A 22,824-nucleotide genomic window follows, 5' to 3' on the forward strand; every position below is an offset into this window, starting at 1 on the left:
AATCGCTTGGCGTGCCCGCACGCCTGACAGCGAACCGCCCGGTGTGCCGACAAGGCGCGCCGGGCGGGGCACGTCAGGGCTTGCGGCCGACGCCCGCGTAGCCGCCGATCTGCGGCGTGGGCAGCGGCTCGCCCTCGGGCCGCCAGTCGGACACCAGCACGATCCCCGGCGGCACCAGCTCCAGGCCGGCGAAGAACCGCCCGAACTGCTCGCGCGTCCGCGGCCATGCGTCCAGCTTCAGCGCCTCGGAGGCCGCCCGCACCTCCGGCGGGGCCGTGTCGACGGTCGCGTGCGAGGCGACCAGGTAGCTGCCCGGCGGCAAGGACGAGACGATCGTCCGCACGATGCCCTCCGCCTCGGCGTCCCGCTCGAAGAAGTGCAGCACCGCCGCGAGCACCACCGCCACCGGCCGGCCGGGATCGAGCACGTCCCGCAGCGCTGGGTGCCCCAGAATGGCGGCCGGGTTGCGCAGGTCGGCCTCGACATAGTGGGTGCGGCCCTCGGGCGTACTCGTCAGCAGGGCCTGGGCGTGATGCGCGATCAGCGGGTCGTTGTCGACGTAGACCACCCGGGCCGCGGGGTTGGCCCGCTGCGCGACCTCGTGCGTGTTGTCGGCGGTCGGCAGCCCGGTCCCGATGTCGAGGAACTGGTCGACGCCCGCCTCGGCCGCCAGGAATCGCACCGCCCGCGCGAGGAATCTCCGATTTTCCCGCACGGTGTCGCGTACTTCGGGAAATGCCCGCAGAATCAGGTCGCCGGACTCGCGGTCGGCCGCGAAATTGTCGGTGCCGCCGAGCAGATAGTTGTATCGCCGCGCCGGGTGCGTGACGCTCGTGTCGATCCCGAGTGCCCGCGCCGTCTCCTCGTCCATACGCTGCTCCTCCCAGGGATTATTGCGGTCCACAGTAGACGAAATAGGCTCGGTCGCATGGTGACGCAGGAGGTCGGTCTCGGCACATGGCGGCGAGACCCGGGCACGGTGGTGCTCGCCGGGGAGCCGATGCCGGCGGGTGAGCCGGCGCTCGCGATCATCGCCGAGTCCGGGCTGCTCGCGGTGCCGACGGAGTGGTCGCCGCACACGCATCCCGCGCACGAGCTGGTCTGGGTGCGCGGCGGCACGCTGACCTCGCGGATCGGGGGCAGGATCTTCACCGTGCCGCCCGGCTTCGGCCTGTGGGTGCCCGCCGGCGTCGTGCACGGCGGCCGGCTGACGGCCGGGGTCGAGCTGCACGCCGCCTTCTTCGCGCCTGAGCGCACCCCCGTCGAGTTCGCCGGGCCGACGTCGATCGCGGTGACCCCGCTGCTGGAGTCGCTGCTGCTCCGCCTCACCCGCGAGGACCTCGCCATCGAGGCGCGCGCCCGCACCGAGGCGGTCGTGTTCGACGTGATCGAGCCCTCGGAGCGGCAGTTCGCGCTGGATCTGCCCGGGGACTCCAGGATCGACCCGATCGCCGAGGCGCTGCTCCTGGACCCGGCCGACGAGCGCGGCCTGCTGGAGTGGGCGGCCGCCCTGGGCACGAGCGACCGCACGATCACCCGGGCGTTCCGTGAGGCGACCGGGCTGTCGTTCGCCCAGTGGCGCCAGGCGCTGCGCGTGCACGAGGCGCTGGCTCTGCTGTCGGCGGGTGCCGAGGTGCGGGAGGTGTCCGAGCGGCTGGGCTACGCGCAGCCGAGCACGTTCATCGCCGCCTTCCGCCGGGTGATGAAGGTGACGCCCGCCCGGGCGATGTCCGGAATCCCGTATCGCCTGTCCTGACTTCGGGATTGCGGAAAAACTTGATCATCACCTAGCCTCCGTAAGGCAAGGCAACCCTAACTTCGGAGCGGTGATGCGGACGACGGTCCTGCGCGGCGACCAGCTGGTCCTGCGCTACGGCAAGACGGCCGTCGTGCACGGCGTCTCCGTCACGCTGACGCCCGGTCACGTCACGGCGCTGATCGGCCCCAACGGCAGCGGCAAGTCCACGCTGCTGCGCGCCCTCGCCCGGCTGCACCGCGTCGACGGCGGCGAGGTGGTCCTCCAGGACAGGGCCGTGTCGCTGCTCAGCGCCCGCGACTTCGCCCGGGAGGTCACCCTCTTCTCGCAGTCGCGGCAGGCGCCGCACGGGCTGACGGTCAGCGAGGTCGTCGCGTTCGGGCGGCACCCGCACCGGCGCCGCTTCGCCGGGCCCTCCCCCGCGGACCGCGCGGCCGTCGACCGGGCGATGACCCTCACCGGCGTACGCGACAAGGCCCAGCGGCCCGTCGGCGAGCTCTCCGGCGGCGAGCTCCAGCGGGTGTGGCTCGCCGCCTGCCTCGCCCAGGAGACCGGCGTCGTGCTGCTCGACGAGCCGACGAACCACCTCGACATGCGCTACCAGATCGAGACCCTCGACCTGGTCCGCGACCTGGCCGAGGAGCACGGCGTCGCCGTCGGCATCGTGCTGCACGACCTCGACCACGCCGCCCGCGTCGCCGACACGCTCGTGCTGCTGAGCAACGGCCGTGTCCACGCCGCCGGCGACCCCCTGCACGTGCTCACCGCCGAGCATCTCAGCGAGGTGTACGACCTGCGCGTCGAGGTCGCGACCGACCCGCGCACCGGCCGCCTGCGCATCGACCCCGTCGGGCGGCACCCCGCCCGTCACGTCCTCTCAGGAGAAGCATGATCACCACCCGTCTCGCGGCCTCGGCGGCGACGCTGGCCCTGGCCGCGGCGGCGCTCACCGCCTGCGGCACCACGGACGTCGAGGAGCCCGCCGCGGGCGCCCCGTCGGCCCCCGCGTCGCAGAACTGCGCCGACGACACCACGACGACCGCGACGGGCCCGGTGTCGCTGACCGACGGCCTCGGCCGCAAGGTCGAGCTGGCCAAGCCCGCGCAGCGCGTCGCGGTCCTGGAGTGGCAGCAGACCGAGGACCTGCTCTCGCTGTGCATCACGCCGGTCGCGGCCGCCGACCCGAAGGGCTACGCCACGTACGTCAAGGCGGAGACCCTGCCCGCGAGCGTCGCCGACGCCGGCCAGCGCGGGGAGCCCGACTTCGACGCGCTGTACGCCACCAAGCCCGACCTGATCGTCATGGAGGCGTACCAGCCCGACGACGAGCTGCTCGCCAAGCTGGAGAAGCGCGGCGTCCCCGTGCTCGCGACCGTCGGCGCCGACGCCAAGGGCCAGATCGCCAACATGAAGAAGGTCTTCTCCACGATCGCGACGGCCACCGGCCGCACCGAGCGGGCCGACCAGCTGATCAAGCACTTCGACGAGCACCTCGCCGAGGCGAAGCAGAAGGTCGCCGGCGTCGACCTGCCGGTCAAGGAGTTCCTGCACTTCGACGGCTGGATCGAGGGCGGCAACGTCGTCATCCGCCCGTACGGCAAGGGGGCCCTCTTCACCGAGATCGGCGAGCAGCTCGGCCTGACCCCGGCCTGGACCGACGAGATCAACAAGAGCTACGGCAGCGGCGGCGTCGACCCCTCCTACGGGCTCGCGCAGACCGACATCGAGGGCCTCACCGCCGTGGGCAACGCGATGCTCATCTACGCCGGCGAGGAGGTGCCGGACAGCTACGTCCCCGAACTGGAGAAGAGCTCGATCTGGAAGTCGCTGCCGGCCGTCAAGGAGGGCCGCGCCTACTCCTTCCCCGACGGCGTCTGGGGCGCCGGCGGCCCGAAGTCGAACGAGCAGGCGATCGACGCCTACGTGAAGATCCTGACCGGTAAGTGAGCGCCACCCCCCGCCGGCTCGTGAGCGGGGCGGCCGTCCTGGCCGCCCTGCTCGCCGCGGTCCTCGTCGCCGGGCTGTGGAACGTCACCCAGGGCACCTCGGGAGTGGGCACCTGGGACCTGCTGCGCTACCTGCTCGGTGCGCACGAGACCGTCGGCGGCGTCCCGATCGGTGACGTGCTGACCGGCTCGCGCCTGCCGCGCATGGCCGCGGGGATCGCCGTCGGCACGGCCCTCGGCGCCGGCGGCGCGCTGCTCCAGTCGGTCACCCGCAACGCGCTGGCCGCCCCGGACACCCTCGCCGTCACCGCCGGGGCCTACTTCACCCTGGTCGTGGTCGCCGCCTTCCACCTCTCGGTGCCGCTGTGGGCCTCGGGCGCCGTCGCCTTCGGCGGGGGCCTGCTCGCCGCGGTGCTCGTCCTCGGCCTGGTCGGCGCCGCCTCGGGCCTCGCCTCGACCCGGCTGATTTTGGCCGGCTCGGCCGTGGCCATGGCGCTCGACGCGGCGACGGCGATGCTGCTCATCCTGTTCAAGGACAGCACCACCGGCCTGTACGCCTGGGGCAGCGGCTCGCTCGCCCAGCTCAACCTCGACGCCGCCACGCGCGCCGCCCCGGTCATCGTCGCCGTGCTCGCCGTCGCCCTGCTGCTGTCCCGGCGCCTGGACGTGCTCGGGCTCGGCGACGACGCGGCCGCCTCGCTCGGCGTACCGGTGCGGGCGACCCGCGTCGCCGCAGTGCTCTGCGCGGTCCTGCTGACCAGCGTCTCGGTGACCCTCGCCGGGCCGATCGCGTTCGTCGGCCTGGCCGCGCCCGTCGCCGTACGCCTGGTCGCCCACCGCATCGGCGCCCTGAACCGGCACGTCTTCCTGATCCCGGCGTGCGGCCTCGCCGGCGCCCTGCTGGTGCTGCTCGCCGACGTCGTGCTCCGCGCGGTCCTCGGCGCCCAGGCGGCCGCCTCGATCCCGACCGGCATCCCGACCGCGCTGCTCGGCGCCGTGATCATTGTCGTCCTCGCCCTCCGGCTGCGCGACGCGGGAGCGACCCGCGAGGCACCCCGGACACCCGTCGCCGTCCGCTCACGCCGCCGCTTCCTGCTCGTCGTCATCGTCGCGGCAGTCCTGCTGGCCGCGGCGGCGCTCGTCGGCCTGCTCGCCGGCAGCCTGTGGCTCCGCACCGGCGACATCGCCCTCTGGCTGCAGGGCACCGCGCCGGACCTCATCGCGCTCGCCCTCGACGACCGCGCCCCCCGGGTCGCGGCGGCGGTCACCGCCGGCGCCGCCCTCGCCCTGGCCGGAACCGTCGTCCAGGGCACGGTCCGCAACCCCCTCGCGGAGCCGGGCGTGCTCGGCATCACCGCCGGTGCGGGCCTCGGCGCGGTGATCGCACTGGACTCCGGCCGGCCCGTCCTCGTCGTGACCGCCGTCGCGACCGGCCTCGCCACCTTCGCGGTCATCGCCGTCCTGGCCTGGCGCGGCGGCCTGCTGCCGGACCGCTTCCTGCTCATCGGCATCGGCTGCGGCTACGCGCTCACCAACATCAGCACCTATCTGCTGCTGCGCGCCGACCCGTGGGACACGCCCCGCATCCTGACCTGGCTCTCCGGCACCACCTACGGCCGCACCTTCGCCGACGTGCTGCCGGTCACGGTCGTGCTGCTGCTCGCCACTCCCGCGGTCGTCGGCCTGCGCCGCCAGCTCGACCTGCTCTCGATCGACGACGACACCCCCAGGATCTTCGGCGTACGCCGGGAAGCCGCGCGCCTCACCCTCCTGACCATCGCAGCCGTCACGGCGGCGGTGAGCGTCATCGCGATCGGCGTGGTCGGCTTCGCCGGACTCGTCGCCCCGCACCTGGCCCGCGCCCTGGTCGGCGCCCGCCACGGCCGCATCGTCCCGGTGGCCATGCTGCTCGGCGGCCTGCTCGTGGCCGTGGCCGACACCCTCGGCCGTACGGTGATCGCCCCCTCCCAGGTCCCGGCCGGCCTGATGATGGCCCTGATCGGCGCCCCCTACTTCGTCTGGCTCCTGCGCCGCTCCCGCTGAGGCCCTGATCCAAAGTGCACGCCCCCACGACAGCAGGATGCGCGGAAGCAGGCCGGCGGATGGATCCGGTACGCCACAGGAAGGTCGAAGTTCGGCAAGTCTCGACTGGTTCCGCTGCACGACGGCGTTATGCAGGCGCTACGCGAATACGACACGCTGCGCTCCGCGACCGCACCGCAGCCCAAGGACCCCGCGTTCTTCATCTCCCGCACGAACCGCAGGCTGATCTACGCCGTTGTCAGCCCCGCCTTCCGGCAACTCGTCACGGCCGCCGGCGTCGGAATCGACGCACCTCACCCACCACGGCTGCGCGACCTGCGTCATTCCTTCGCCATCCAAACCCTGCTGCACTGGTATCGCACCGAGGACAACGTCCAGGCCAAGATCCGTCGCTGTCGACCTGTCTGGGACATCGCGAACCGGCCCACACCTACTGGTATTTGTCCGCGGCGCCCGAACTCCTCGCGCTGGCCGCGGCCCGCCGGGAAGGCATCGGGAAGGCGGCCCGCTCATGACGTTGATCGCGGCCATCCTGCAAGCGTTCTTCACCGACCGGCTGGGCCGGCAACGCCAGGTCAGCCCGCGGACCGTCGCCGCCTACCGCGACGCGCTGCGCCTGCTGCTGGTCTTCGTCCAGCAGCGCACCGGCACCGCGCCCGCAAACCTGGACTGGAACGACCTCACGCGGAGACCGTGTCGGCGTTCCTCAACCAGGTCTCCACGGCCGGCTACAGCTCGCACCACTGGCCCAGACAACTGGGCGATGCCGTCCGGACGAAGCTGCGAACACGATCCCACGCCTGATCAACATCGAGGACGAAGTCGCCGGTGAACACCGCCGCGTCATCAATGACCGGGACCTCAACCTCAGCAGTCGAGGGAGCAGTGCCGTCTCCTTCAAGGAGAAGCACCTGATCAGCATTGGTGAAGAGATGGATGACCGCATGGTTCTCCCGGAACCCCATGGTCAAGAGCGGGTACTCCCGGTCCGGCAATCCAATTTCGAGGTATCCCTGCCCGTGGCGCCGCAGCTCAATGAAGCGATTCGAAAGCGCCGCCAAGTCCGATCGTTTCTCAGTGGGGTGGAACCGCCCTGACATGGGTTCCGTCGCCGCCCACACGGCGACCGCCAACTCCTCGGCGTTCAACCCTCGATCGGCTGGATCCATGCGGAAATGGTAGACATCGGCTATCGACCCACTCGGCTGGGAACCTCAGCCTTCTCCGCATCCACCGTCCGCCGGCGACACGAGAGGAGACTATGCCAACAAGCGACCCCTCCTCCAAGGGTCCAGCCATGGGCACGCGGAGAAGCTTCGGCATAGTCGCGGTCTCGGCATGAGGCAGGCGGAGCAATTCGTCATAGGCGGTGACCGACGGCAGGGGCCTGGTGTCGGCGGGAAGCTGCGCAAGGCGCCGCTCGGTCAGCGAGACCCCGTTGCTGACCGGACGGCGTTGGCGCTCGACCGGTTGCGGGTGGTCGTCGTTCTCGGCGAACTTTGAGTTTGCAAGGCGATGAGCGCCCTCCAGGTGGTGGTCGAGGGCGAGGCGGGAAGAGCTCTTGGACCGGCCGGCGGCAGTCCTTGCCTGACTGGTCAGCCGCTGCTGTCGAGACCGGCGTGGAACCGCAACAGCCGGACCTTGCTCTCGCCGAGGATCGGGCGCGCCTTGTCGATCAGGCGATCGAGTTCAGCGGCGCGATCCCGGCTCGGCCCGCGATAGGAGATGGCCGCCTCCCGCTCAAGCCACGCCGCGAGATCGGCTCTCGCAGTGGCACGCAACCGCTGATCCGCGTCCTCCACGAGCCGCAAGCCCGTGGCCAGCCGCTGCCACACATCGCCGCCGGTCAACAACCGATAGCCTGCGAACCGGATGTGCGGCGGGTTCGCCGCGCCGAGCAAGGAGCACAGGTCGGAAGGATCAACGGCGTCCGGGTAGCGCCGCAGGATCGCCACCGCCTGCCGGGTGACCGCCGCCGACTCATCGTGAAGCATCGGCACGAGCGAGGCAGGACGCGTGACGCCCAGGCGACGCCACGCCCGGATCGCCTCGACGCGTCCGCGGGCCTGAGGATGCGACAGCCACCGCATCACTACTTCGCCGTCATCGGACCTGCCGGTCTCACCGAGTCCGGCTATCACCGACGGCGCCGGAGTTGTCTGCGCCGCCAACCGCCGATAGTGCTCGGATGGTTCCACACCGGCCCGCCGCAGGGCCGACTGAGCGACTCCCCGCACCAGCGGGTGCCGATCGGTCAACGCCGCTTCCGCCACCGCCAGGTCCCCGCGCGCGATCAGGGCGCGCAACGCCTCCGCTCGTACCAGCGCAGTCCGGCTGGCAAGTAAGGCACGCAACTGTCCGGCATCGGCCGCAGCGACCGCGACACGCGCGCACTTCATCCGGATCAGCGGGTCCTGCTCCCGGATTGCTGCTTCGATCAGCCGGTCCTGATCCAACTGACCGGCCGCGATCGCGGCCCGAAAAGCCGCTCGCCGAACCCGGCGATCCCGGGCCACCAGCAACAACTCCAACCGCGGTGCCGGCAGGTCCAGCAGCATCCCGTCGACACGCTCGGCCAGCCAGGCGCCCTCACGCCGCGCCCCCAACGCGAACGCCAACTCCGCGAACAAGGTGAACGCCGGGCCGTCCGGCGGCGACGACCAGCCGGTCATCGCCGTCCGAGCCACCTGCCGTACCTCCGCCACCCGATCGCAGGCGCGCAACGCCAGCACCGCGACCGCGACCGGATGCCGCTGCTCGGCGAGCCGAACGACCGCCGCCTCGCGGATCCGCCCGTCGTGATGACAGCCCGCCACCACCAAGCGCAAGGTGTCGAGATCGCCGTCGACCAGGTCGGCGGCGATACGGCGCGACCAATGCGGGGCCCACCACCAGCGCTGCCGCAAAGCCTCGTCGAGCGCCAGCCACCAGTTGACCGCCGCCTCACCAAGAGCATCCAGGGCTGCACCTCGCGCCGCCAGATCGCCATCCCGCGCCAACGTCAGCAGCGCGGTCGCCGACTCCGCAGGTCCGGCATCGAGGTCGGCACCACTGGCTGTCGCGTGAAGCCGACCCGGTGCCGCGAGCTCGGGCAGGTAGTCAGGCACACCGGGCCCGTCGGCCACGGTGCGCAGCCAGCTCCGCAGCGGCTCAATGAGCACCATCGCGTCGTTCACATCCCATGCCGAGCCTCAAATGATCACGGTGGCGTCATTCTGCAGCGTACCGATCATGCACACGAACGCATTACCGTCCGTCTCGCCCTCGCCGCCGGCACGAACAGAGGGTCTTCTGACACGTCGTCGAGCAGGTCGATGGGTTGACCCGGCGGCGGTCGCGCAGCACCGATCGTCAGCGTCCGCATCGACGGAGCCATCGACACCATCCTGGAAGCACGGATCAACACCATGCTGGACCTGTTGTAGAACGCCCATCGACGAGTGCCGTCCACACTTCGTGCGACAGAACCCCGAACAGGCGATCAGCCGGCACGGGTCGCCGGTCGCTCAACGTCGGCCCTCCCGAGCCGGTTCGCCCGCCGCGCGTGGCGCCGGGTTGGCGGCCGTGCGGAGCTCGTCGGTGACGAGGAGGTCGTCGCGGCGGTGGCCGGCTCGGTAGGCGGCTCGGCCGACCATGTGGGCGGCGACCGGGGCGGTGGCCAGCTGGAAGATCAGGACCAGCAGCAGCGTCGTGATGTCGACCAGGTCGCGCAGGCGCAGGGCGCAGCCGAGCAGGACCAGGAGGAGGCCGAGCACCTGCGGCTTCGTCGCCGCGTGCATGCGGGAGAGCAGGTCCGGGAAGCGGATCAGCGCCACCCCGGCGGACAGGCTCAGGAGCGCGCCCGCGAGCAGGCAGGCCCAGGCGGCGGCGTCCAGGGCGGCGGTCATCGCGGCCTGCCGGAGAAGCGGGCCACGCTGACCGAGCCGACGAAGCCGAGGATCGACAGGACCACGAGGACGGGCAGGGCGGTCGCGTCGCGGGTGAAGGCCGCCTCGGTGGCGATCGCCACGACGATGATGGCCAGGAGCACGTCGGTGGCGACGATGCGGTCGAGGACGGACGGGCCGCGCACGACGCGGATCAGGGCGAGGGTGGCGCCCGTGGCGAGCAGGGCGGTGCTGAGCACGGCGACGGTGGTGATCATGGGTGGCCTCCGAAGGCGCGGACGATGCGGTCCTCCAGGTCGAGGACGCTCTGGCGGTAGCGGTCGGCGGCGGCCGCGTCGGGGACGCCGAGGACGTGCACGTAGAGGACGCCCCGCGCGCGGTCGGCCTCGACGACGAGGCTGCCCGGGACCAGCGACAGCGCCTCGGCGGTCAGGGTCAGGCCGAGGTCGGACGGCGCGCGCAGCGGCACCGCGATGATGGCGCTGCGCGGGACGTGCCCGAAGCGGAAGGCCAGCACGGCGACCTGAACGCTGGAGACGACCAGGTCGGCGGCGAAGCGGCCGGCGAAGCGCAGCACCCCGAGCGGGTGGACGGCGCCGGTGTGCGGGACGGCCGGCAGCGGGAAGACCGCCAGGACGATCACGGCGATCACCGCGCCGCCGACGAGGGTGAGCGGGGTGAACGAGCCCCAGAGCAGCATCCAGATGACGGTCAGCCCGGCGGCCGCGACGGCCCGGGCCCTCACAGTCCTCCTCCGAACACCGCTTCGACGTAGCCGGTGCGCTCGAGCAGCTCCGCGGCGGCTTGGTCGCCGAGGGCGAAGAGCGGCCCGGCGGCGACGGTCAGGCCCGCCCCGAGCGTGACCAGGGCGACGGTCGGCCACACCATGAGCTTCGGCAGCGCGGTGCGGGGCATGTCGGGGTGCGGGGTGCGCCAGAAGGCGAGGTTCCAGACCCGGGCGACGGCGTAGAGCGTCAGCAGGCTCGTCAGCACCCCGCCCGCCACGAGCAGCCAGGCGAGCACGCTGCCGTCGGCGACGCCGGCCTGGATCAGGCCGAGCTTGCCGAGGAACCCGGAGAACGGCGGGATGCCGGCCAGGTTGAGCGCGGGTATCAGGAACAGGATCGCCAGCACCGGCGACAGCTTGGCGAGACCGCCCAGCTTGTCCAGGGCGGAGCTGCCGCCGCGCCGCTCGATGAGGCCGGCCGCCAGGAAGAGCGTCGTCTGCACGGTGATGTGGTGCACCACGTAGAAGATGGCGCTGGCCAGGCCGAGCTGCGTCGCGAGCCCCACGCCGAAGAGCAGGTAGCCGATGTGGCTGACCAGCGTGAACGACAGCAGCCGCTTGATGTCGGTCTGCGCCACCGCGCCGAGGATGCCCACGAGCATGGTGAGCAGCGCCGCGACGAGCAGCACGGAGGTCGCCCGTCCGCCGGGGAAGAGCAGCGTCTCCGTACGGATGATGGCGTACACCCCGACCTTGGTGAGCAGCCCGGCGAAGACGGCGGTGACCGGGGCGGGCGCGGTCGGATAGCTGTCCGGCAGCCACGACGACAGCGGGAACACGGCCGCCTTGATGCCGAAGGCGAGCAGGAGCATCGCCTGCAGGATCAGCCGCAGCCCGTCCGGCAGCTCGTCGAGGCGCGATGCCAGCTGGGCGAGGTTCAGCGTGCCCGTGGCGGCGTAGACGAGCCCGATCGCGGTCAGGAAGATCACCGACGACAACAGACTGACGACCACGTACGTGGTGCCGGCCCGGATGCGCGACGCCGTGCCGCCCAGGGTCAGCAGCACGTAGCTGGCGACCAGCAGGATCTCGAAGCCTACGTACAGGTTGAAGAGGTCGCCCGCGAGGAACGCGTTCGTCACGCCGGCCGTCAGCACGAGGTAGGCCGGGTGGTAGACCGACAGCGGCGTCTCCTCGCTGCCGTCGGCCATGCCCTGCCCGATCGAGTAGACGAGCACGCACACCGTCACCGCCGCGGAGACGACCAGCATGAGCGCGGCCAGCTGATCGGCCACCAGCACGATCCCCAGCGGGGCCACCCACCCGCCGACGGCCACGACCTGCGGGCCCTCGACGGTCGACAGCCACAGCAGGGCGCCCGACACCAGCAAGGTGACGGTCAGGACCGAGAGGCTGACCGTACGCTGGGCGCGCGGCCGCCGCGCCATCATGAGCGTGAGGGCGGCACCCAGCAGCGGCAGCACCACGGGCAGCGGAACGAGCCACGTCATCGCGGGGCCCCCACGGGCTGCGGAGCCGCAGAAGTGGCCGGGTCGTCGGACGTGTCGTCGTCGGCGCCCGAGCCCTCGTCGCGCTCGGCGAGTTCCATGATGCGGCGGTCCTCGACGTCGTCCTGCACCTCGTCGTGGCCGGACATGGCCCAGCTGCGGTAGGCGAGCGCCAGCAGGAACGCCGTCATCCCCAGCGTGATGACGATCGCGGTCAGGATCATGATCTGCGGCAGCGGGTCGGCCATCGCCCCGGCCGGCCCGTCCCCCACGATCGGCGGGGTGCCGGCCTTGCCGCCGAGCAGGATGAGCAGGTTGACCCCGTTGCCGAGCAGGATCATGCCCATCAGCACCCGGGTCAGGCTGCGCTCGAGCAGCATCGACACGCCGGTGGCGAACAGGATGCCGACCAGGACGACGTACACCAGGTTCGGGGTCACGGGGTCACTCGCTCTTCCTCGTGGACGTGGTCCAGATGGGCGCCCAGGCTGCGCAGGATCTCCAGCACCAGGCCGATCACGATCAGATAGACGCCGATGTCGAAGAACACCGACGTGGCCACGTGGAGGTGGCCGAGCAGCGGCACGTGCAGGTCGAGCAGCGCGCTCTGCAGCACCTCTCCCCCGGCCAGGAGCGCCGCGGCGCCCGTACCGACGGACAGCAGCAACCCCCCGCCCAGCAGGAGGCCGGCGTCGACCGGGGCCGCCGCGTCGAGCTCCCGCCGGCCGCCGGCCAGATAGCGGGTGACCAGGGCCAGCCCCGCGACCAGCCCGCCCGCGAACCCGCCACCGGGCGCGTTGTGACCGGAGAAGAGCAGGTACACGGAGAACAGCACGATCGTGTGGAACACCAGCCGCGCCACGACCTGCAGGATGATCGACTGTCGCGGTTCCTCCGGGGTGTCCGCGGCGCGCAGCCAGCCCGGCCCGGTCTCGGCGGTGGGCACGTTCTGCTCGGCGCTGCGGCGTCGCAGCGACGAGCTGCGGCGGAAGATCAGGCTGGCCACGCCGGTGGCGGCCACGACCAGCACCGAGATCTCGCCCATCGTGTCCCACGCGCGGATGTCGACCAGGGCGACGTTGACGATGTTGTGGCCCCCGCCGTAGGACACCGCGAGATCCGGGAAGCCGCCCGAGATGGGCGGGGCCGTCCGCCCGCTGACCGCCGCGTAGGCCATGCCCGCTGCCACCAGCCCCGCCGCCGCTGCCAGCGTCGCCCGCAGCAGCCGGCTGGCCCGCAGCGGCCGCGCCGAGAAGCGCACCGGCAGCCGCCGCAGCACCAGCACGAACATGACGATCGTGACCGTCTCCACCAGGAACTGGGTGAGCGCCAGATCCGGCGCGCCGTGCAGCACGAACAGCACCGCGACGCCGTAACCGCAGACTCCCACCAGGATCATCGCGGTCATCCGGTGCCGGGCCCGCGCGGCGATCAGCGCGGTGGCACCGACCACCACGCCCACGACCAGCTGCAGCGGCGTGTCCCACAGCCGCAGGCCGGTCGGGCGGGGCGCGCCGAGCAGCAGCGTGACGCCGCCCAGCACGACCAGCGTCACGAGGATCAGCCCGAGCGAGAACGGCATCGACCCACGCTGCGACGCGCCGGTGACTTCGACGGCCGTCCGGTCGACCCCGCGCATGATCCGGTGGTAGAGGCCTTCTCCGCTGGGCAGCACCCGCCCCGGCCACGTGCGTCCGGCCCGTTGCCACGCGTGCACGCCGATGCCGGCACCCCACACGACGAGCGACAGCAGCACCGGCAGCCCGAAGCCGTGCCACAGGGCCAGGTGGTAGCCGGCGCCCGGGTTGAGCAGACGGTCGAGCCACGGCGCCATGACACCGGTTGCCACGCCTGCCACGGCAAGTACGGCTGCGGGCGCGACAAGGGCGGCGCTGAGCGGGCGCAGCGCCGGCACGTCCTGCCTGGTGGCGAAGGCTCCCCACAGGAAGCGGAGGCCGTACGCGACAGTCAGGGCGGACCCGGCGACCAGCGCAACCAGCACCGCGGGGTGGCCCTCGAACGCGGCGAACAGCGCTTCCTTGCCGACGAAGCCGGCGAGCGGCGGAAGTCCGGCCATCGAGGCGACGGCGAGGACGGCCACGGCGGCGAGCGCCGGATGGGCGCGGCCCAGGCCACTGAGCTCCCGGAGGTCGCGGGTGCCGGTCGTCCGGTCGATGATGCCGACGACCAGGAACAGCGTGGCCTTGAAGAGCGCGTGCGACAGCAGCAGGACCATCCCGGCCAGGGCGGCCGCGCGCGTGCCCGCCCCGAACGCGACCGTCAGCAGGCCCAGCTGGCTGACCGTCCCGTACGCGAGGAGCAGTTTGAGGTCGGTCTGACGCATCGCCGCCCACGCGCCCAGCAGCAGCGTGACCACGCCGGCGGTGACCGTGATCGCCCGCCAGCCGGGCACGGCGCCGAACGCCGGGCCGAGCAGCGCGATCAGGAACACGCCGGCCTTGACCATCGACGCGGCGTGCAGGTAGGCCGAGGCGGGCGTGGGCGCCGCCATCGCCGCGGGCAGCCAGAAGCTGAACGGAAACAGGGCCGACTTGCTCAGCGCGCCGAGCAGGATCAGCACGCCCGCCGCCGGCACCGTGGCGGCGCCCGGCAGCGGGCCGTTCGCCGCGATCTCCGACCAGCGGTACGTGCCCGCCGAGTGCCCGAGCAGCACGATGCCGACGAGCATGGCCAGCCCGCCCGCCGTGGTCACCACGAGGGCCTGGGTCGCGGCGCGGCGGCTCGCGGCCCTCTCGGCGCTGTGCCCGATGAGCAGGTACGAGAAGACCGAGGTGAGCTCCCAGAACACGTACGTGAGCAGGAGGTCGTCCGCGAGCACCAGGCCGGTCATCGCCGCGCCGAAGCCGAGGAAGACGGCGGCGAAACGGCCGTCGTACGACGTGAAGTAGCGCGCGCAGTACGCGAGGACGACCGCCCCGACGCCGCCGACGACCACGAGCAGGAGCCCTCGCAGCGGACTCATGGTGAAGGTGATCGTCAGGTCGAGGACCGGCACCCAGCGGTAGGTCTCGTGGGTGGCTACAGCGGGAACGACAACCGCCGAGGCGGGCACGAGCGCCAGGGCGTAGAAAGCCCTGCGATGGGACAAAAGGGGCGAAATCATCGCCGCGAGGGCGTGCGCCAGCACCAGGCCGAGCATGGGTGACTACCTCCTGGTCAGGGCTCGATGAGCCCGGCGCGGATCGCGTACCGGGTCAATTCCTGGCGGTCGCGCAGGCCGAGCTTCGACAGGATGTTGGTGCGGTGCCGTTCGACGGTCTTGACGCTGATGAACAACAGCTCGGCGATCTCCTTGGTCGAGTGGCCCTCGGCGACGAGCTTGAGGACCTCCTCCTCGCGGTCGGTCACGGCCCGCTCGGGGATCCCGGCGCCCGAACGGGCCCGTTCGAGATAGTCCCGGACCAGCGCGGTCACCGCGCCCGGGTAGAGGAACGGCTCGTCGCGCATCGCGGCCCGGCAGGCTTCGACGAGGTCGCGGTCGGCGACCGCCTTCAGCACGTAGCCGGCCGCCCCCACGCGCAGGGCCTCGAAGAAGTACTGCTCGTTGTCGTACATGGTCAGGATCAGGATCTTGAGGCCCGGCTGGATCCGGGACAGCTCCCGGGCGGCCTGCAGCCCGGTCATCCGCGGCATGGCGATGTCGAGCACGGCCAGGTCGGGCGGGTCGGCCTTGGCCAGGGTCACGGCCTCGGCGCCGTCCGCGGCCTCCCCGATGACCTCGAGATCGGGTTCGTTGTCGAGGATCAGGCGCACACCGCGGCGTACGAGGGCATGGTCGTCGGCGAGCAGGATGCGCGTCGTCATGTCGTGACCCTCAGCGTGATCTCCGTCCCCTGCTCCGTCCCGTCGACGGTGAGCTCCGCTCCGACCAGGAGCGCGCGCTCCCGCATGCCCCGGATGCCGGCCCCCTCCGCCGCGCCCCGCAGTCCCCGGCCGTCGTCGCGGACGCTGAGGAGCACGGTGTCGCCGTCACGGCACAGTCTCAGGTCGGCGTGGTGGGCCCCGGCGTGCCGGGCGACGTTGGTCAGCGCCTCCTGCGCGACGCGATAGATAACGAGCTCGGTGTCCTTGCCCAGCTCGGGCAGGTCCTTGCCCACGTCACGGCGCACCGACATGCCCACGGTGGTGAACTCGGTCGCCAGCGCGCGCAGGGCACTCGCCAGCCCGAGCTCCTCGAGCACCCCGGGCCGCAGCCGGCGGGCGATGCGGCGCAGCTCGTCGAGACTGTTACGGGTGCTCTCGACGGCTCCGCGCAGCTCGCTCCGCGTACCCGTGGTGTCGGCGACGCGCTTGAGGTCGAGCAGCACCGCCGTCAGCGTCTGCCCGATCTCGTCGTGCAGCTCCTGCGCGATCCGGTGCCGCTCGGCCTCCTGCGCCGACAGCGCCCGGGCCGCACTGGTCGCCCGCTCAGTCTCCAGCCGCGCCAGCATCGTGTTGAACGCCGTGATCAGCGCCGCCACCTCGCCCCGCCCCTCGGCCGCCAGCCGCGTGCCGGGCCGCAACAGGTCGATCGTCGTCATCACCCGGGTCAGCCGGGCCAGCGGCGCCAGCCCCACCCGCAGCAGCGCGGCATTGGCGATCAGCACCACGAACATCCCGGCGAGCACGATGGCCGCCTCGGTGGCGCGCGCGGTGGCCGACACGGTCACCGGCGCGAAGAGCAGGAGAAGTGCCGCGACGGCCAGCACGGCCGCGTTGAGGGAGAAAATTCTCCAGAACAACGACACGGCAACTCCTCTCGCTCCCGAAGGGGTGTGCCTCAAGAGTGCCGTCCCACGGCCGCCGCGGCATCGGGGCTGACCCCCAACCCGCAGCGTCGCACCCGCTCAGCGGCCGGACATGAGCTTTCCCCGCGACCGCCACGCCATGATCGACGCCACCGACACCGCCGACATGATCGACCCGGCCGCCACGAACGACCCGATGCTGAGCACCGACGCGAACGACCCGATCGACCCGACCGAGAGAATCGAGCCGCTGGAGCCGACGCTGAGGATCGACCCCTTGGAGTACGCGCTCAGGATCGAGCCCTCCGACTTGTACGACAAAATGTTCAGCCCGCGGCGCGGATGAGAACGCATCGGCCCATCATGGCACCGCTCACCATTCGTCGTCCGGCAAGTATCCGGTCCGGGCGTCGGCCAGAAGATTCCAGTCCTCGGCGAAGTCCTCCCGGTCGAAGGGGGACCAGTCCTCCTCCGCGTCCGCGTTCGTCACCACCTCGACACCTCGCTGCCGGAGAGCATCGACGTAACCGCCGGCGTCCGGGCCCAGATGCTGGGCCAGATCGATACGGACCCGCTGCAGCGCCGGCAGGCTCAGCAGCGTGGTCAGGTCCGGTATGTCGCTGGTGTTGACGAGCGAGAGATCCCGGAGCCGCGGCGCGCCGAGCAGGAAGGAAAGCTTGCCGGCGCCGCAATTCTCCAGCGACAACGTCTCCAGCTCGGACAGGTTCCGGAGGACACCGAGGTCGTCGTCGTACAAATGGTCGATGTTCCTGAGGTGCAGCATGCGCAGCCCGTGGAGACCGGCCACCCACTCCAGGCCCTCCAGGTTCGGGCAGCCGACGACGGAGAGGGCCTGCAGCGGCAACCGCTCGATCCCGTCGAGCCGTCGCAACCCGGGACACCGGGCCAAGGAGAGGGCAGTCAGCGCCGAGCGGAGGTCCAGCTGCTCGATCGAGTGAAAGTGCGAGTCCAGTGCCGCCAGGTCCAAGCGGCGCAACCGGGTGAGCCCCCTCAGGAGCCTGCGCGGGTCGACCAGCTCGTTGTCCACGGCCAGCGTGCGCAGGCCGGTCATCGCGGCGAAAAGGCCCTGGTCGATCCGCAGCCCACATTGCAGCAGCGCCAGGTGCCACAGATCCCCGCAGGAGGCGAGGGACCCGATGTCGCGCAGACCGGTGCAGCGTTCCAAGGTCAGGCTTCGAAGTCCCGGAGCGTCGGCAAGGAAGCCCAGGGAGATCTCGTCCCTGTTGTCGCGGAGCGCCAGCGACCGCAACTGCGGGACAGCCGCGAGAGATTCGCGCCCCGCTTCCGGGATAGAGCCGGTCAGCTCGCACCGCACGGCTCCGAGATCGGTGACCTGCCGGAGGCCGGACAGCAGGAGAGGGTCACGAAGGGTGAGACGCCAGCCGTCCGGGTTCGCGCCAAAGGCCACCTGCGCGAACTCGACCGGATCGAAATAGCCCCAGGCGGCGAGGCGGGCACGGACCACAGCCGGGCGCCGGTCCGTCCGGAAGGTCGCGATGAGCCGCAACGCGGAAGGGCCACCGACAAGCGCCGCCGTGTAAAGCGTGGCAGCCGCGGCAGGCTCCGGCAACGGCTGCCCGCCGTCCGGCAGCACCGGAAGCACTTCTTCGCCGAGTCCCGCCAGGATCCGCGCGGCGCCATTCGTCGTCGGCGGGACGACCTCCCGGAGGCTGAGCAGAATGCGGTCCGCGACGGCACGGGAGAGGCGTGAGGTGACCTCGGAGCAGCTGACGGCGAGCAGGCGCAGCCGGGCCCGGCGGGCACGCGGGAGCCGGGGGCGATCCGCGAGATCGAGCAGGGCGGTGATCAGACGTTCGGCTTCGTGCTGGCGGGAGCACCCGGCGGCCATCACGACGACCTCCTGGTACTCATCGTGATCGGCGTGCCGGACGAGACCCTCGATCGCGTCCTGCTCCACGAAGCGGACCGCCGCGAGGAACTCCTGAAATGTCTTGTGAATGAAGTCGACCCGACCGGGTGCCGGCTCACGAAGCACGCCCGACCTGGTCATGAGGAAGGTGAACACAGCATCGGCCGAGACCCTGAGCTGCGGCATGCTCTCGATGATCGAGCCCACCTTGACCCGCAGCCGCCCGGCATCGACGTCGGTCCAGCCGTTGACGGTGAACCAGTAGGCCAGATCCTGGAGGATCGCCAGCCGATGGTCGTACTCGATGGCCAGGTCGACCGCCGGAGACAGGCGCCGCTCGTGGTCGCGACGGCGCAGCAGCATTTCCAGGGCGGCCCGGTAGATCTCGATCCGCCGCTGCGGCAACTGCGTGCGCCGATCCCAGTTGAGCGCGCACAGCAGGGCACAGAGCAGCGGATTCGTGGCCATCATCCGCAGCGGCCGGCTCCGGTCGACGGCGGACATCATGGCCTGCCGGAAGCCCGCGATCTCCCCCGCCGTCCGCTGACCGCCGACCTCCAGCGCGATGGCCGCGTGCCAGTGCCGGACGAATGCGGCGACATGGGTACGAGACATCGGCATGAGATCGGAATGCGTGAAGCCCAGGTCGCCGAGCCAGTCCGCGGGAGTCGCGGCCGGCCGGGAAGTCACGACCACGCGCGCCGAGGGGTAGTCGTGCACCAGATCGCCGATCCACGCGCGGAGATCCTCACGCCGCTCGGCAGGGAACTCGTCCACACCGTCGATCAGCAGCACACCACGCCCCGACCGGAGCATGGTGTCCACCCAGGTTCCCGGCAGACGTTCCGTGAGGGACCGCGACAGGCCGGACAGATATTCGCTGGGACCGGGGAGGTCCCGTTCGGCGAACCGGCGGAGCTCGACCATGACGGGCAGTGACCGGTTCCAGGAGGCGAGTGCCCCGGCGTGCTCGCCTCTCGCACACTTCAGCGCTATCCAGCGCAGCAACGTCGTCTTTCCGGAGCCCGCGTCGCCCCGGATGTAGATGTACCGCTGCGCCGACACCGCCGCGTCGAGGCTCACCTCGACATGTGGCCCGGTACCGGACACCGAGAGACCGAGATATGCGACGTCGAGGGGGTATCGCCGGGTCGGGCCGGCCACCGTCACGCCGAACAGCTCGACGCGGTCGAACTTGCGGATGATCTCGCGCCGGTAGTCGACGTCCAGTTCCGCCGCCGAGTCGTGCGCCGCCCCGGAGGCATGGCGGGGCATCTGCTCGAGCACCTGCCGGAGGAGCCCGATGATCTCGTCGTCCCGGATCAGCAGCTCGCGCAGGCTGCGCTGCTGGAAGCTCGGCAGCGTGACCACAATTTCCACGAGGTGGGCCACGGACTCGCGGATCATGCGGTGGTAGAAAGCCTCGGCTTCCTCCCCTACGGCCAGCCGGCCGAGCACGGCCCCGGACCCCGGGCCGGTGAGCCGTACCAGTGCCGCCTCGTCCAGGTTGGCCTCGAAAAGGACCTCGTCGGTGAAGTCGGCGGCTTCCAGCGTGCCGGCGACTGCTTCCAGGACCAGGTCGCGCTCCGCCGTGGGCATCGTGGCGAGCTCGGCCTCGGCGAGGGGCACCAGCCGGTCCGCGATGGTCTCGGCCAGCTGCTCGAGCTGGCGGTGAAGGCGCCGCTGCGGCAGCAGGCCGAGACCGCGGGCACCGGCCAGCTCGGTCAGGCTCATCCGGCGCTCGGCCGCCGAGCGCCGTCCGGCGATGAGCGCCTTGCCGCCCACCGTGGCCACCGTCGTCGCGATGCGGAGAAGGATCGTTTCGACCGCCATCGACTCACGGTACTGAATTGTCGGATGATCGCCCGTTGCTGAATGCGGCGGTGTTGCGGGTCAGCGGGTCAGCGTGGCCTCCTCGGCGAGGTGGGCGAGCTTGGCCGGGTTGCGGATCGCGAAGATGCGGGTGATGCGGCCGTCCTGGACGACCAGGCTGGCGACCGTGTCCAGCTCGCCCGCCAGGTCGATGCGCAGGGCCGGGCCGCCGTTGAGGCGCAGGGGGGACAGCTCGTAGCCGTCCGGCAGCTGGGCGAGCATGACCAGGAACTTGGCGGTGCGGGCGGCGCCGTGGACGGGGTGGCGGGCGGCGGTGACCACGCCGCCGCCGTCGGCCAGGACGACCACGTCGGGGGCGAGGACGTCGAGCAGGCCCTGGAGGTCGCCGCCGCGGACGGCGGCCAGGAAGCGGGCGACGACCTCGTCCTGCTCGGCGCGGCTCACGGTGCCGCGGGGGCGGCGGGCGGCGACGTGGTCGCGGGCGCGGTGGGCGATCTGGCGGACGGCGGCGGGCGACTTGCCGAGGGTGGCGGCGATCTCGGCGTACGAGACGTCGAAGACCTCGCGCAGCACGAAGACCGCGCGTTCCGTGGGCGCCAGCGTCTCCAGCACCGTGAGCATGGCGACCGAGACGCTCTCGGCCAGCTCGACGTCCTCGGCGACGTCCGGGCTGGTGCGCAGCGGCTCGGGCAGCCACGGGCCGACGTAGTCCTCGCGGCGGCGGGCCACGGTGCGCAGCCGGTTGAGGGACTGGCGGGTCACGATGCGTACGAGGTAGGCCCGCGGGTCGCGTACGTCCGGACCGGACCGGGCCGCCGCCCAGCGCAGCCAGGTCTCCTGGACCACGTCCTCGGCGTCGGCGGCGGTGCCGAGCAGCTCGTACGCGACCGTGAAGAGCAGGCTGCGGTGGGCGACGAACGGGTCGTCGGTCATGCCCGCGACGGTACGGCGAGCGGCGCCAGGTCGCACGAGGCGGCGAAGCCCTGCGCCTCGATGCCGAGGGCGACGTTGGACCGGGAGTACATGTTGGCGAGGGCGACGAACGCGGTCAGCTCGACGAGGCCCGGCGCGCCGAGCCGGTCGAGCAGGCGGGCGGACAGGTCGTCGGTGACGGTGGGCGGGGTCTGGGACATGGCTTCCGCGTACGCGAGGACGTCCCGCTCGAGCGGCGTGAACACCGCCGACTCGCGCCAGCGCGGGATCTCCCGGGCCTTGGTCAGGTCCAGCCCCTCGTGGTGCGCCTGGAAGTAGCCGAGGTCGAGGCAGAACGAGCAGCCGACGAGCGCGGCGACGGCCATGTGGGCGTACGACTTGAGGTCCTGGTCGCACTCGTGCCACCTCGACGACTTCTGTCCGAGGCCGAGGCTGGCCTTGAGGATCGGCCGATGGTGCCACAGGACGCCGAGGGACTCGGGCACCGTGCCGAACATCTTGCGGCTGAATCGCTTGAGGACGGCGCCGTACAGGCCGGTGATCTCGGTCGCGGGAACGCGCGTGTCATGGGTCATGGCATCAGGACACCGGCCGCCGCCGGGATGTGACATCCCGGGTTTGAACCTTGTGGCCGCGTGCGCCGTTAAGATCAAAGTGACTGGTGAGACGCGCGGTGTCGCGCTGCGGACCCATCTGGTGATCGTGGCCGGGCTGCTCGGGGTGGTGGTGCTGGCGAGCGTGATCGGCCGGGAGACCGGGCCGACCGCCGCGGCGCTGGCCTTCGTGCCCGCGCTGGCCCTGCTCGCCACGGTCTATCTGCTGGCGATCGCGGTCGTCGCCGCGGTGCCCGCCCTGCGCCGGAGCTCCGGCCGGGGCCTCATGGTCGGCTTCGTCGCCGCGTCGGCGCTGCTCACGGTGGTGCTGGCGATCGTGCTCAGCCTGGCGTAGCCGCCCGCACCGCAGCCCTCGACAGGGCGGTCACCTCGGCCAGGTCGTCCGAGATCATCCAGGACCCGCTCACGGTACGCACGGCGGGCACCGCCAGATAATCCCCGAGCGTGGCGGCGCTGACCCCGCCGGACGGCACGAACCGCACGCCCGGGAAGGGCGCCGACAGGGCCCGGATGTAGCCGGGACCGCCCAGCAGCCCGGCCGGGAAGAGTTTCACCTCGTCGAACCCGAGCGCCACGGCGGCCATCAGCTCGGAGGCCGTGGCGACGCCGGGCAGCACCGGCACGTCGTACGACCGGGCGCGCTCCACGACCGCCGCCGACAGCCCCGGGCACACGATGAACTGCGCCCCGGCCGCGACCACCTGGTCGACGTGCTCCGGGGTGAGCACCGAGCCGGCGCCGACGCGCAGGCCCTCGACCGTGCTCGCCCGGCGGATGCCCTCGAGGCCCGCCGCCGTCCGCAGGGTGATCTCCACCTCCGGAATGCCGCCGGCCAGCAGCGCCGCGCCGAGCGGGGCTGCCTGCGCGGCGTCGTCGAGGACCACCACGGGCAGGATCGGGTTCATCGAGCCTCCTCACTCCGGGGACCTACCTTATGC

22 protein-coding genes are annotated in these 22,824 nt (G+C 71.7%); 7 read left to right on the forward strand and 15 right to left on the reverse strand.

Annotation, left to right across the window (positions count from 1 at the left end; translation table 11 throughout):
* Positions 1 to 73: 73 nt before the first annotated feature.
* Positions 74 to 871, reverse strand: coding sequence for an SAM-dependent methyltransferase (locus tag RBH18_RS06165; RefSeq protein ID WP_306204966.1), 798 nt, complete (start codon positions 869 to 871; stop codon positions 74 to 76).
* Between the two features lie 57 nt (positions 872 to 928).
* Between RBH18_RS06165 and RBH18_RS06170 the strand changes: the two genes are divergently transcribed.
* From RBH18_RS06170 to RBH18_RS44065, 5 genes are all read left to right on the forward strand, one after another.
* Positions 929 to 1,756, forward strand: coding sequence for a helix-turn-helix domain-containing protein (locus RBH18_RS06170; protein WP_306204967.1), 828 nt, complete (start codon positions 929 to 931; stop codon positions 1,754 to 1,756).
* Between the two features lie 73 nt (positions 1,757 to 1,829).
* Positions 1,830 to 2,648 carry an ABC transporter ATP-binding protein gene (locus RBH18_RS06175; RefSeq protein WP_306205016.1) on the forward strand — a complete coding sequence of 273 codons (819 nt, stop codon included), beginning with the start codon at positions 1,830 to 1,832 and terminating at the stop codon, positions 2,646 to 2,648.
* A complete protein-coding gene (locus RBH18_RS06180; protein WP_306204968.1) occupies positions 2,645 to 3,703 on the forward strand; it encodes an iron-siderophore ABC transporter substrate-binding protein in 1,059 nt (352 codons plus the stop codon). Before RBH18_RS06175 ends, RBH18_RS06180 begins: the two co-directional genes overlap by 4 nt.
* Positions 3,700 to 5,745 carry an iron ABC transporter permease gene (locus RBH18_RS06185; protein ID WP_306204969.1) on the forward strand — a complete coding sequence of 682 codons (2,046 nt, stop codon included), beginning with the start codon at positions 3,700 to 3,702 and terminating at the stop codon, positions 5,743 to 5,745. The genes RBH18_RS06180 and RBH18_RS06185 overlap by 4 nt, the downstream gene beginning before the upstream one ends.
* Positions 5,746 to 5,808: 63 nt before the next feature.
* On the forward strand, positions 5,809 to 6,549 hold the full coding sequence (locus RBH18_RS44065) for a tyrosine-type recombinase/integrase (RefSeq protein ID WP_372338875.1): 741 nt from the start codon (positions 5,809 to 5,811) through the stop codon (positions 6,547 to 6,549).
* Here the strand turns inward: RBH18_RS44065 and RBH18_RS06190 are convergent.
* From RBH18_RS06190 to RBH18_RS06235, 10 genes are all read right to left on the reverse strand, one after another.
* Entirely contained in the window at positions 6,474 to 6,914 is a 441-nt protein-coding gene (locus RBH18_RS06190; protein WP_306204970.1) for a hypothetical protein, read from the reverse strand. The two genes, RBH18_RS44065 and RBH18_RS06190, sit on opposite strands and share 76 nt — an antisense overlap.
* A gap of 426 nt (positions 6,915 to 7,340) precedes the next feature.
* Positions 7,341 to 8,921, reverse strand: coding sequence for a hypothetical protein (locus RBH18_RS06195; protein WP_306204971.1), 1,581 nt, complete (start codon positions 8,919 to 8,921; stop codon positions 7,341 to 7,343).
* Between the two features lie 330 nt (positions 8,922 to 9,251).
* On the reverse strand, positions 9,252 to 9,632 hold the full coding sequence (gene mnhG / locus RBH18_RS06200; protein ID WP_306204972.1) for a monovalent cation/H(+) antiporter subunit G: 381 nt from the start codon (positions 9,630 to 9,632) through the stop codon (positions 9,252 to 9,254).
* Positions 9,629 to 9,889, reverse strand: coding sequence for a monovalent cation/H+ antiporter complex subunit F (locus tag RBH18_RS06205; RefSeq protein ID WP_306204973.1), 261 nt, complete (start codon positions 9,887 to 9,889; stop codon positions 9,629 to 9,631). The genes mnhG and RBH18_RS06205 overlap by 4 nt, the downstream gene beginning before the upstream one ends.
* Positions 9,886 to 10,377 carry a Na+/H+ antiporter subunit E gene (locus RBH18_RS06210; protein ID WP_306204974.1) on the reverse strand — a complete coding sequence of 164 codons (492 nt, stop codon included), beginning with the start codon at positions 10,375 to 10,377 and terminating at the stop codon, positions 9,886 to 9,888. Before RBH18_RS06210 ends, RBH18_RS06205 begins: the two co-directional genes overlap by 4 nt.
* Positions 10,374 to 11,870, reverse strand: coding sequence for a Na+/H+ antiporter subunit D (locus RBH18_RS06215; protein WP_306204975.1), 1,497 nt, complete (start codon positions 11,868 to 11,870; stop codon positions 10,374 to 10,376). Before RBH18_RS06215 ends, RBH18_RS06210 begins: the two co-directional genes overlap by 4 nt.
* Positions 11,867 to 12,307, reverse strand: a complete 441-nt coding sequence (locus RBH18_RS06220; protein WP_306204976.1) for a Na(+)/H(+) antiporter subunit C — start codon at positions 12,305 to 12,307, stop codon at positions 11,867 to 11,869. The genes RBH18_RS06215 and RBH18_RS06220 overlap by 4 nt, the downstream gene beginning before the upstream one ends.
* Positions 12,304 to 15,027: a Na+/H+ antiporter subunit A gene (locus RBH18_RS06225; RefSeq protein ID WP_306204977.1), complete on the reverse strand. Its 2,724-nt coding sequence runs from the start codon at positions 15,025 to 15,027 to the stop codon at positions 12,304 to 12,306. The genes RBH18_RS06220 and RBH18_RS06225 overlap by 4 nt, the downstream gene beginning before the upstream one ends.
* 17 nt (positions 15,028 to 15,044) lie before the next feature.
* On the reverse strand, positions 15,045 to 15,692 hold the full coding sequence (locus tag RBH18_RS06230; RefSeq protein ID WP_306204978.1) for a response regulator: 648 nt from the start codon (positions 15,690 to 15,692) through the stop codon (positions 15,045 to 15,047).
* Positions 15,689 to 16,615: a sensor histidine kinase gene (locus tag RBH18_RS06235; RefSeq protein ID WP_306204979.1), complete on the reverse strand. Its 927-nt coding sequence runs from the start codon at positions 16,613 to 16,615 to the stop codon at positions 15,689 to 15,691. The genes RBH18_RS06230 and RBH18_RS06235 overlap by 4 nt, the downstream gene beginning before the upstream one ends.
* Positions 16,616 to 16,727: 112 nt before the next feature.
* Between RBH18_RS06235 and RBH18_RS06240 the strand changes: the two genes are divergently transcribed.
* Entirely contained in the window at positions 16,728 to 16,961 is a 234-nt protein-coding gene (locus RBH18_RS06240) for a hypothetical protein (RefSeq protein WP_306204980.1), read from the forward strand.
* Positions 16,962 to 16,988: 27 nt separating this feature from the next.
* On the opposite strand, the gene RBH18_RS06245 is transcribed toward RBH18_RS06240, so the two are convergent.
* From RBH18_RS06245 to RBH18_RS06255, 3 genes are read right to left on the reverse strand one after another with little or no spacing between them, the layout of a single operon-like run.
* A complete protein-coding gene (locus RBH18_RS06245) occupies positions 16,989 to 20,339 on the reverse strand; it encodes an NACHT domain-containing protein (protein WP_306204981.1) in 3,351 nt (1,116 codons plus the stop codon).
* Positions 20,340 to 20,399: 60 nt separating this feature from the next.
* Positions 20,400 to 21,272 carry an RNA polymerase sigma-70 factor gene (locus RBH18_RS06250; protein WP_306204982.1) on the reverse strand — a complete coding sequence of 291 codons (873 nt, stop codon included), beginning with the start codon at positions 21,270 to 21,272 and terminating at the stop codon, positions 20,400 to 20,402.
* The gene (locus RBH18_RS06255; protein WP_306204983.1) at positions 21,269 to 21,847 is read right to left on the reverse strand and encodes a carboxymuconolactone decarboxylase family protein; all 579 of its coding nucleotides are present in this window, start codon (positions 21,845 to 21,847) and stop codon (positions 21,269 to 21,271) included. Before RBH18_RS06255 ends, RBH18_RS06250 begins: the two co-directional genes overlap by 4 nt.
* Positions 21,848 to 21,926: 79 nt before the next feature.
* On the opposite strand from RBH18_RS06255, the gene RBH18_RS06260 reads away from it, so the two are divergent.
* Positions 21,927 to 22,220 carry a hypothetical protein gene (locus RBH18_RS06260; protein ID WP_306204984.1) on the forward strand — a complete coding sequence of 98 codons (294 nt, stop codon included), beginning with the start codon at positions 21,927 to 21,929 and terminating at the stop codon, positions 22,218 to 22,220.
* Here RBH18_RS06260 and RBH18_RS06265 read toward each other — a convergent pair.
* Complete coding sequence (locus tag RBH18_RS06265; protein WP_306204985.1) at positions 22,207 to 22,791, reverse strand: bifunctional 4-hydroxy-2-oxoglutarate aldolase/2-dehydro-3-deoxy-phosphogluconate aldolase; 585 nt, start codon at positions 22,789 to 22,791, stop codon at positions 22,207 to 22,209. The genes RBH18_RS06260 and RBH18_RS06265 overlap by 14 nt on opposite strands.
* Between the last annotated feature and the right edge of the window lie 33 nt (positions 22,792 to 22,824).

Source organism: Actinoplanes oryzae, assembly GCF_030757795.1.
Lineage (GTDB): Bacteria > Actinomycetota > Actinomycetes > Mycobacteriales > Micromonosporaceae > Actinoplanes.

What these genes read in the sequence shown, in the direction of transcription:
- RBH18_RS06180 (WP_306204968.1), top strand. Translation starts at nt 2,645, where the DNA reads ATGATCACCACCCGTCTCGCGGCCTCGGCGGCGACGCTGGCCCTGGCC.
- RBH18_RS06165 (WP_306204966.1), bottom strand. Translation starts at nt 871, where the DNA reads ATGGACGAGGAGACGGCGCGGGCACTCGGGATCGACACGAGCGTCACG.
- RBH18_RS06215 (WP_306204975.1), bottom strand. Translation starts at nt 11,870, where the DNA reads ATGACGTGGCTCGTTCCGCTGCCCGTGGTGCTGCCGCTGCTGGGTGCC.
- mnhG (WP_306204972.1), bottom strand. Translation starts at nt 9,632, where the DNA reads ATGACCGCCGCCCTGGACGCCGCCGCCTGGGCCTGCCTGCTCGCGGGC.
- RBH18_RS06240 (WP_306204980.1), top strand. Translation starts at nt 16,728, where the DNA reads ATGAGCTTTCCCCGCGACCGCCACGCCATGATCGACGCCACCGACACC.
- RBH18_RS06170 (WP_306204967.1), top strand. Translation starts at nt 929, where the DNA reads ATGGTGACGCAGGAGGTCGGTCTCGGCACATGGCGGCGAGACCCGGGC.
- RBH18_RS06250 (WP_306204982.1), bottom strand. Translation starts at nt 21,272, where the DNA reads ATGACCGACGACCCGTTCGTCGCCCACCGCAGCCTGCTCTTCACGGTC.
- RBH18_RS06245 (WP_306204981.1), bottom strand. Translation starts at nt 20,339, where the DNA reads ATGGCGGTCGAAACGATCCTTCTCCGCATCGCGACGACGGTGGCCACG.
- RBH18_RS06190 (WP_306204970.1), bottom strand. Translation starts at nt 6,914, where the DNA reads ATGGATCCAGCCGATCGAGGGTTGAACGCCGAGGAGTTGGCGGTCGCC.
- RBH18_RS06175 (WP_306205016.1), top strand. Translation starts at nt 1,830, where the DNA reads ATGCGGACGACGGTCCTGCGCGGCGACCAGCTGGTCCTGCGCTACGGC.
- RBH18_RS06205 (WP_306204973.1), bottom strand. Translation starts at nt 9,889, where the DNA reads ATGATCACCACCGTCGCCGTGCTCAGCACCGCCCTGCTCGCCACGGGC.
- RBH18_RS06225 (WP_306204977.1), bottom strand. Translation starts at nt 15,027, where the DNA reads ATGCTCGGCCTGGTGCTGGCGCACGCCCTCGCGGCGATGATTTCGCCC.
- RBH18_RS06265 (WP_306204985.1), bottom strand. Translation starts at nt 22,791, where the DNA reads ATGAACCCGATCCTGCCCGTGGTGGTCCTCGACGACGCCGCGCAGGCA.
- RBH18_RS06230 (WP_306204978.1), bottom strand. Translation starts at nt 15,692, where the DNA reads ATGACGACGCGCATCCTGCTCGCCGACGACCATGCCCTCGTACGCCGC.
- RBH18_RS06255 (WP_306204983.1), bottom strand. Translation starts at nt 21,847, where the DNA reads ATGACCCATGACACGCGCGTTCCCGCGACCGAGATCACCGGCCTGTAC.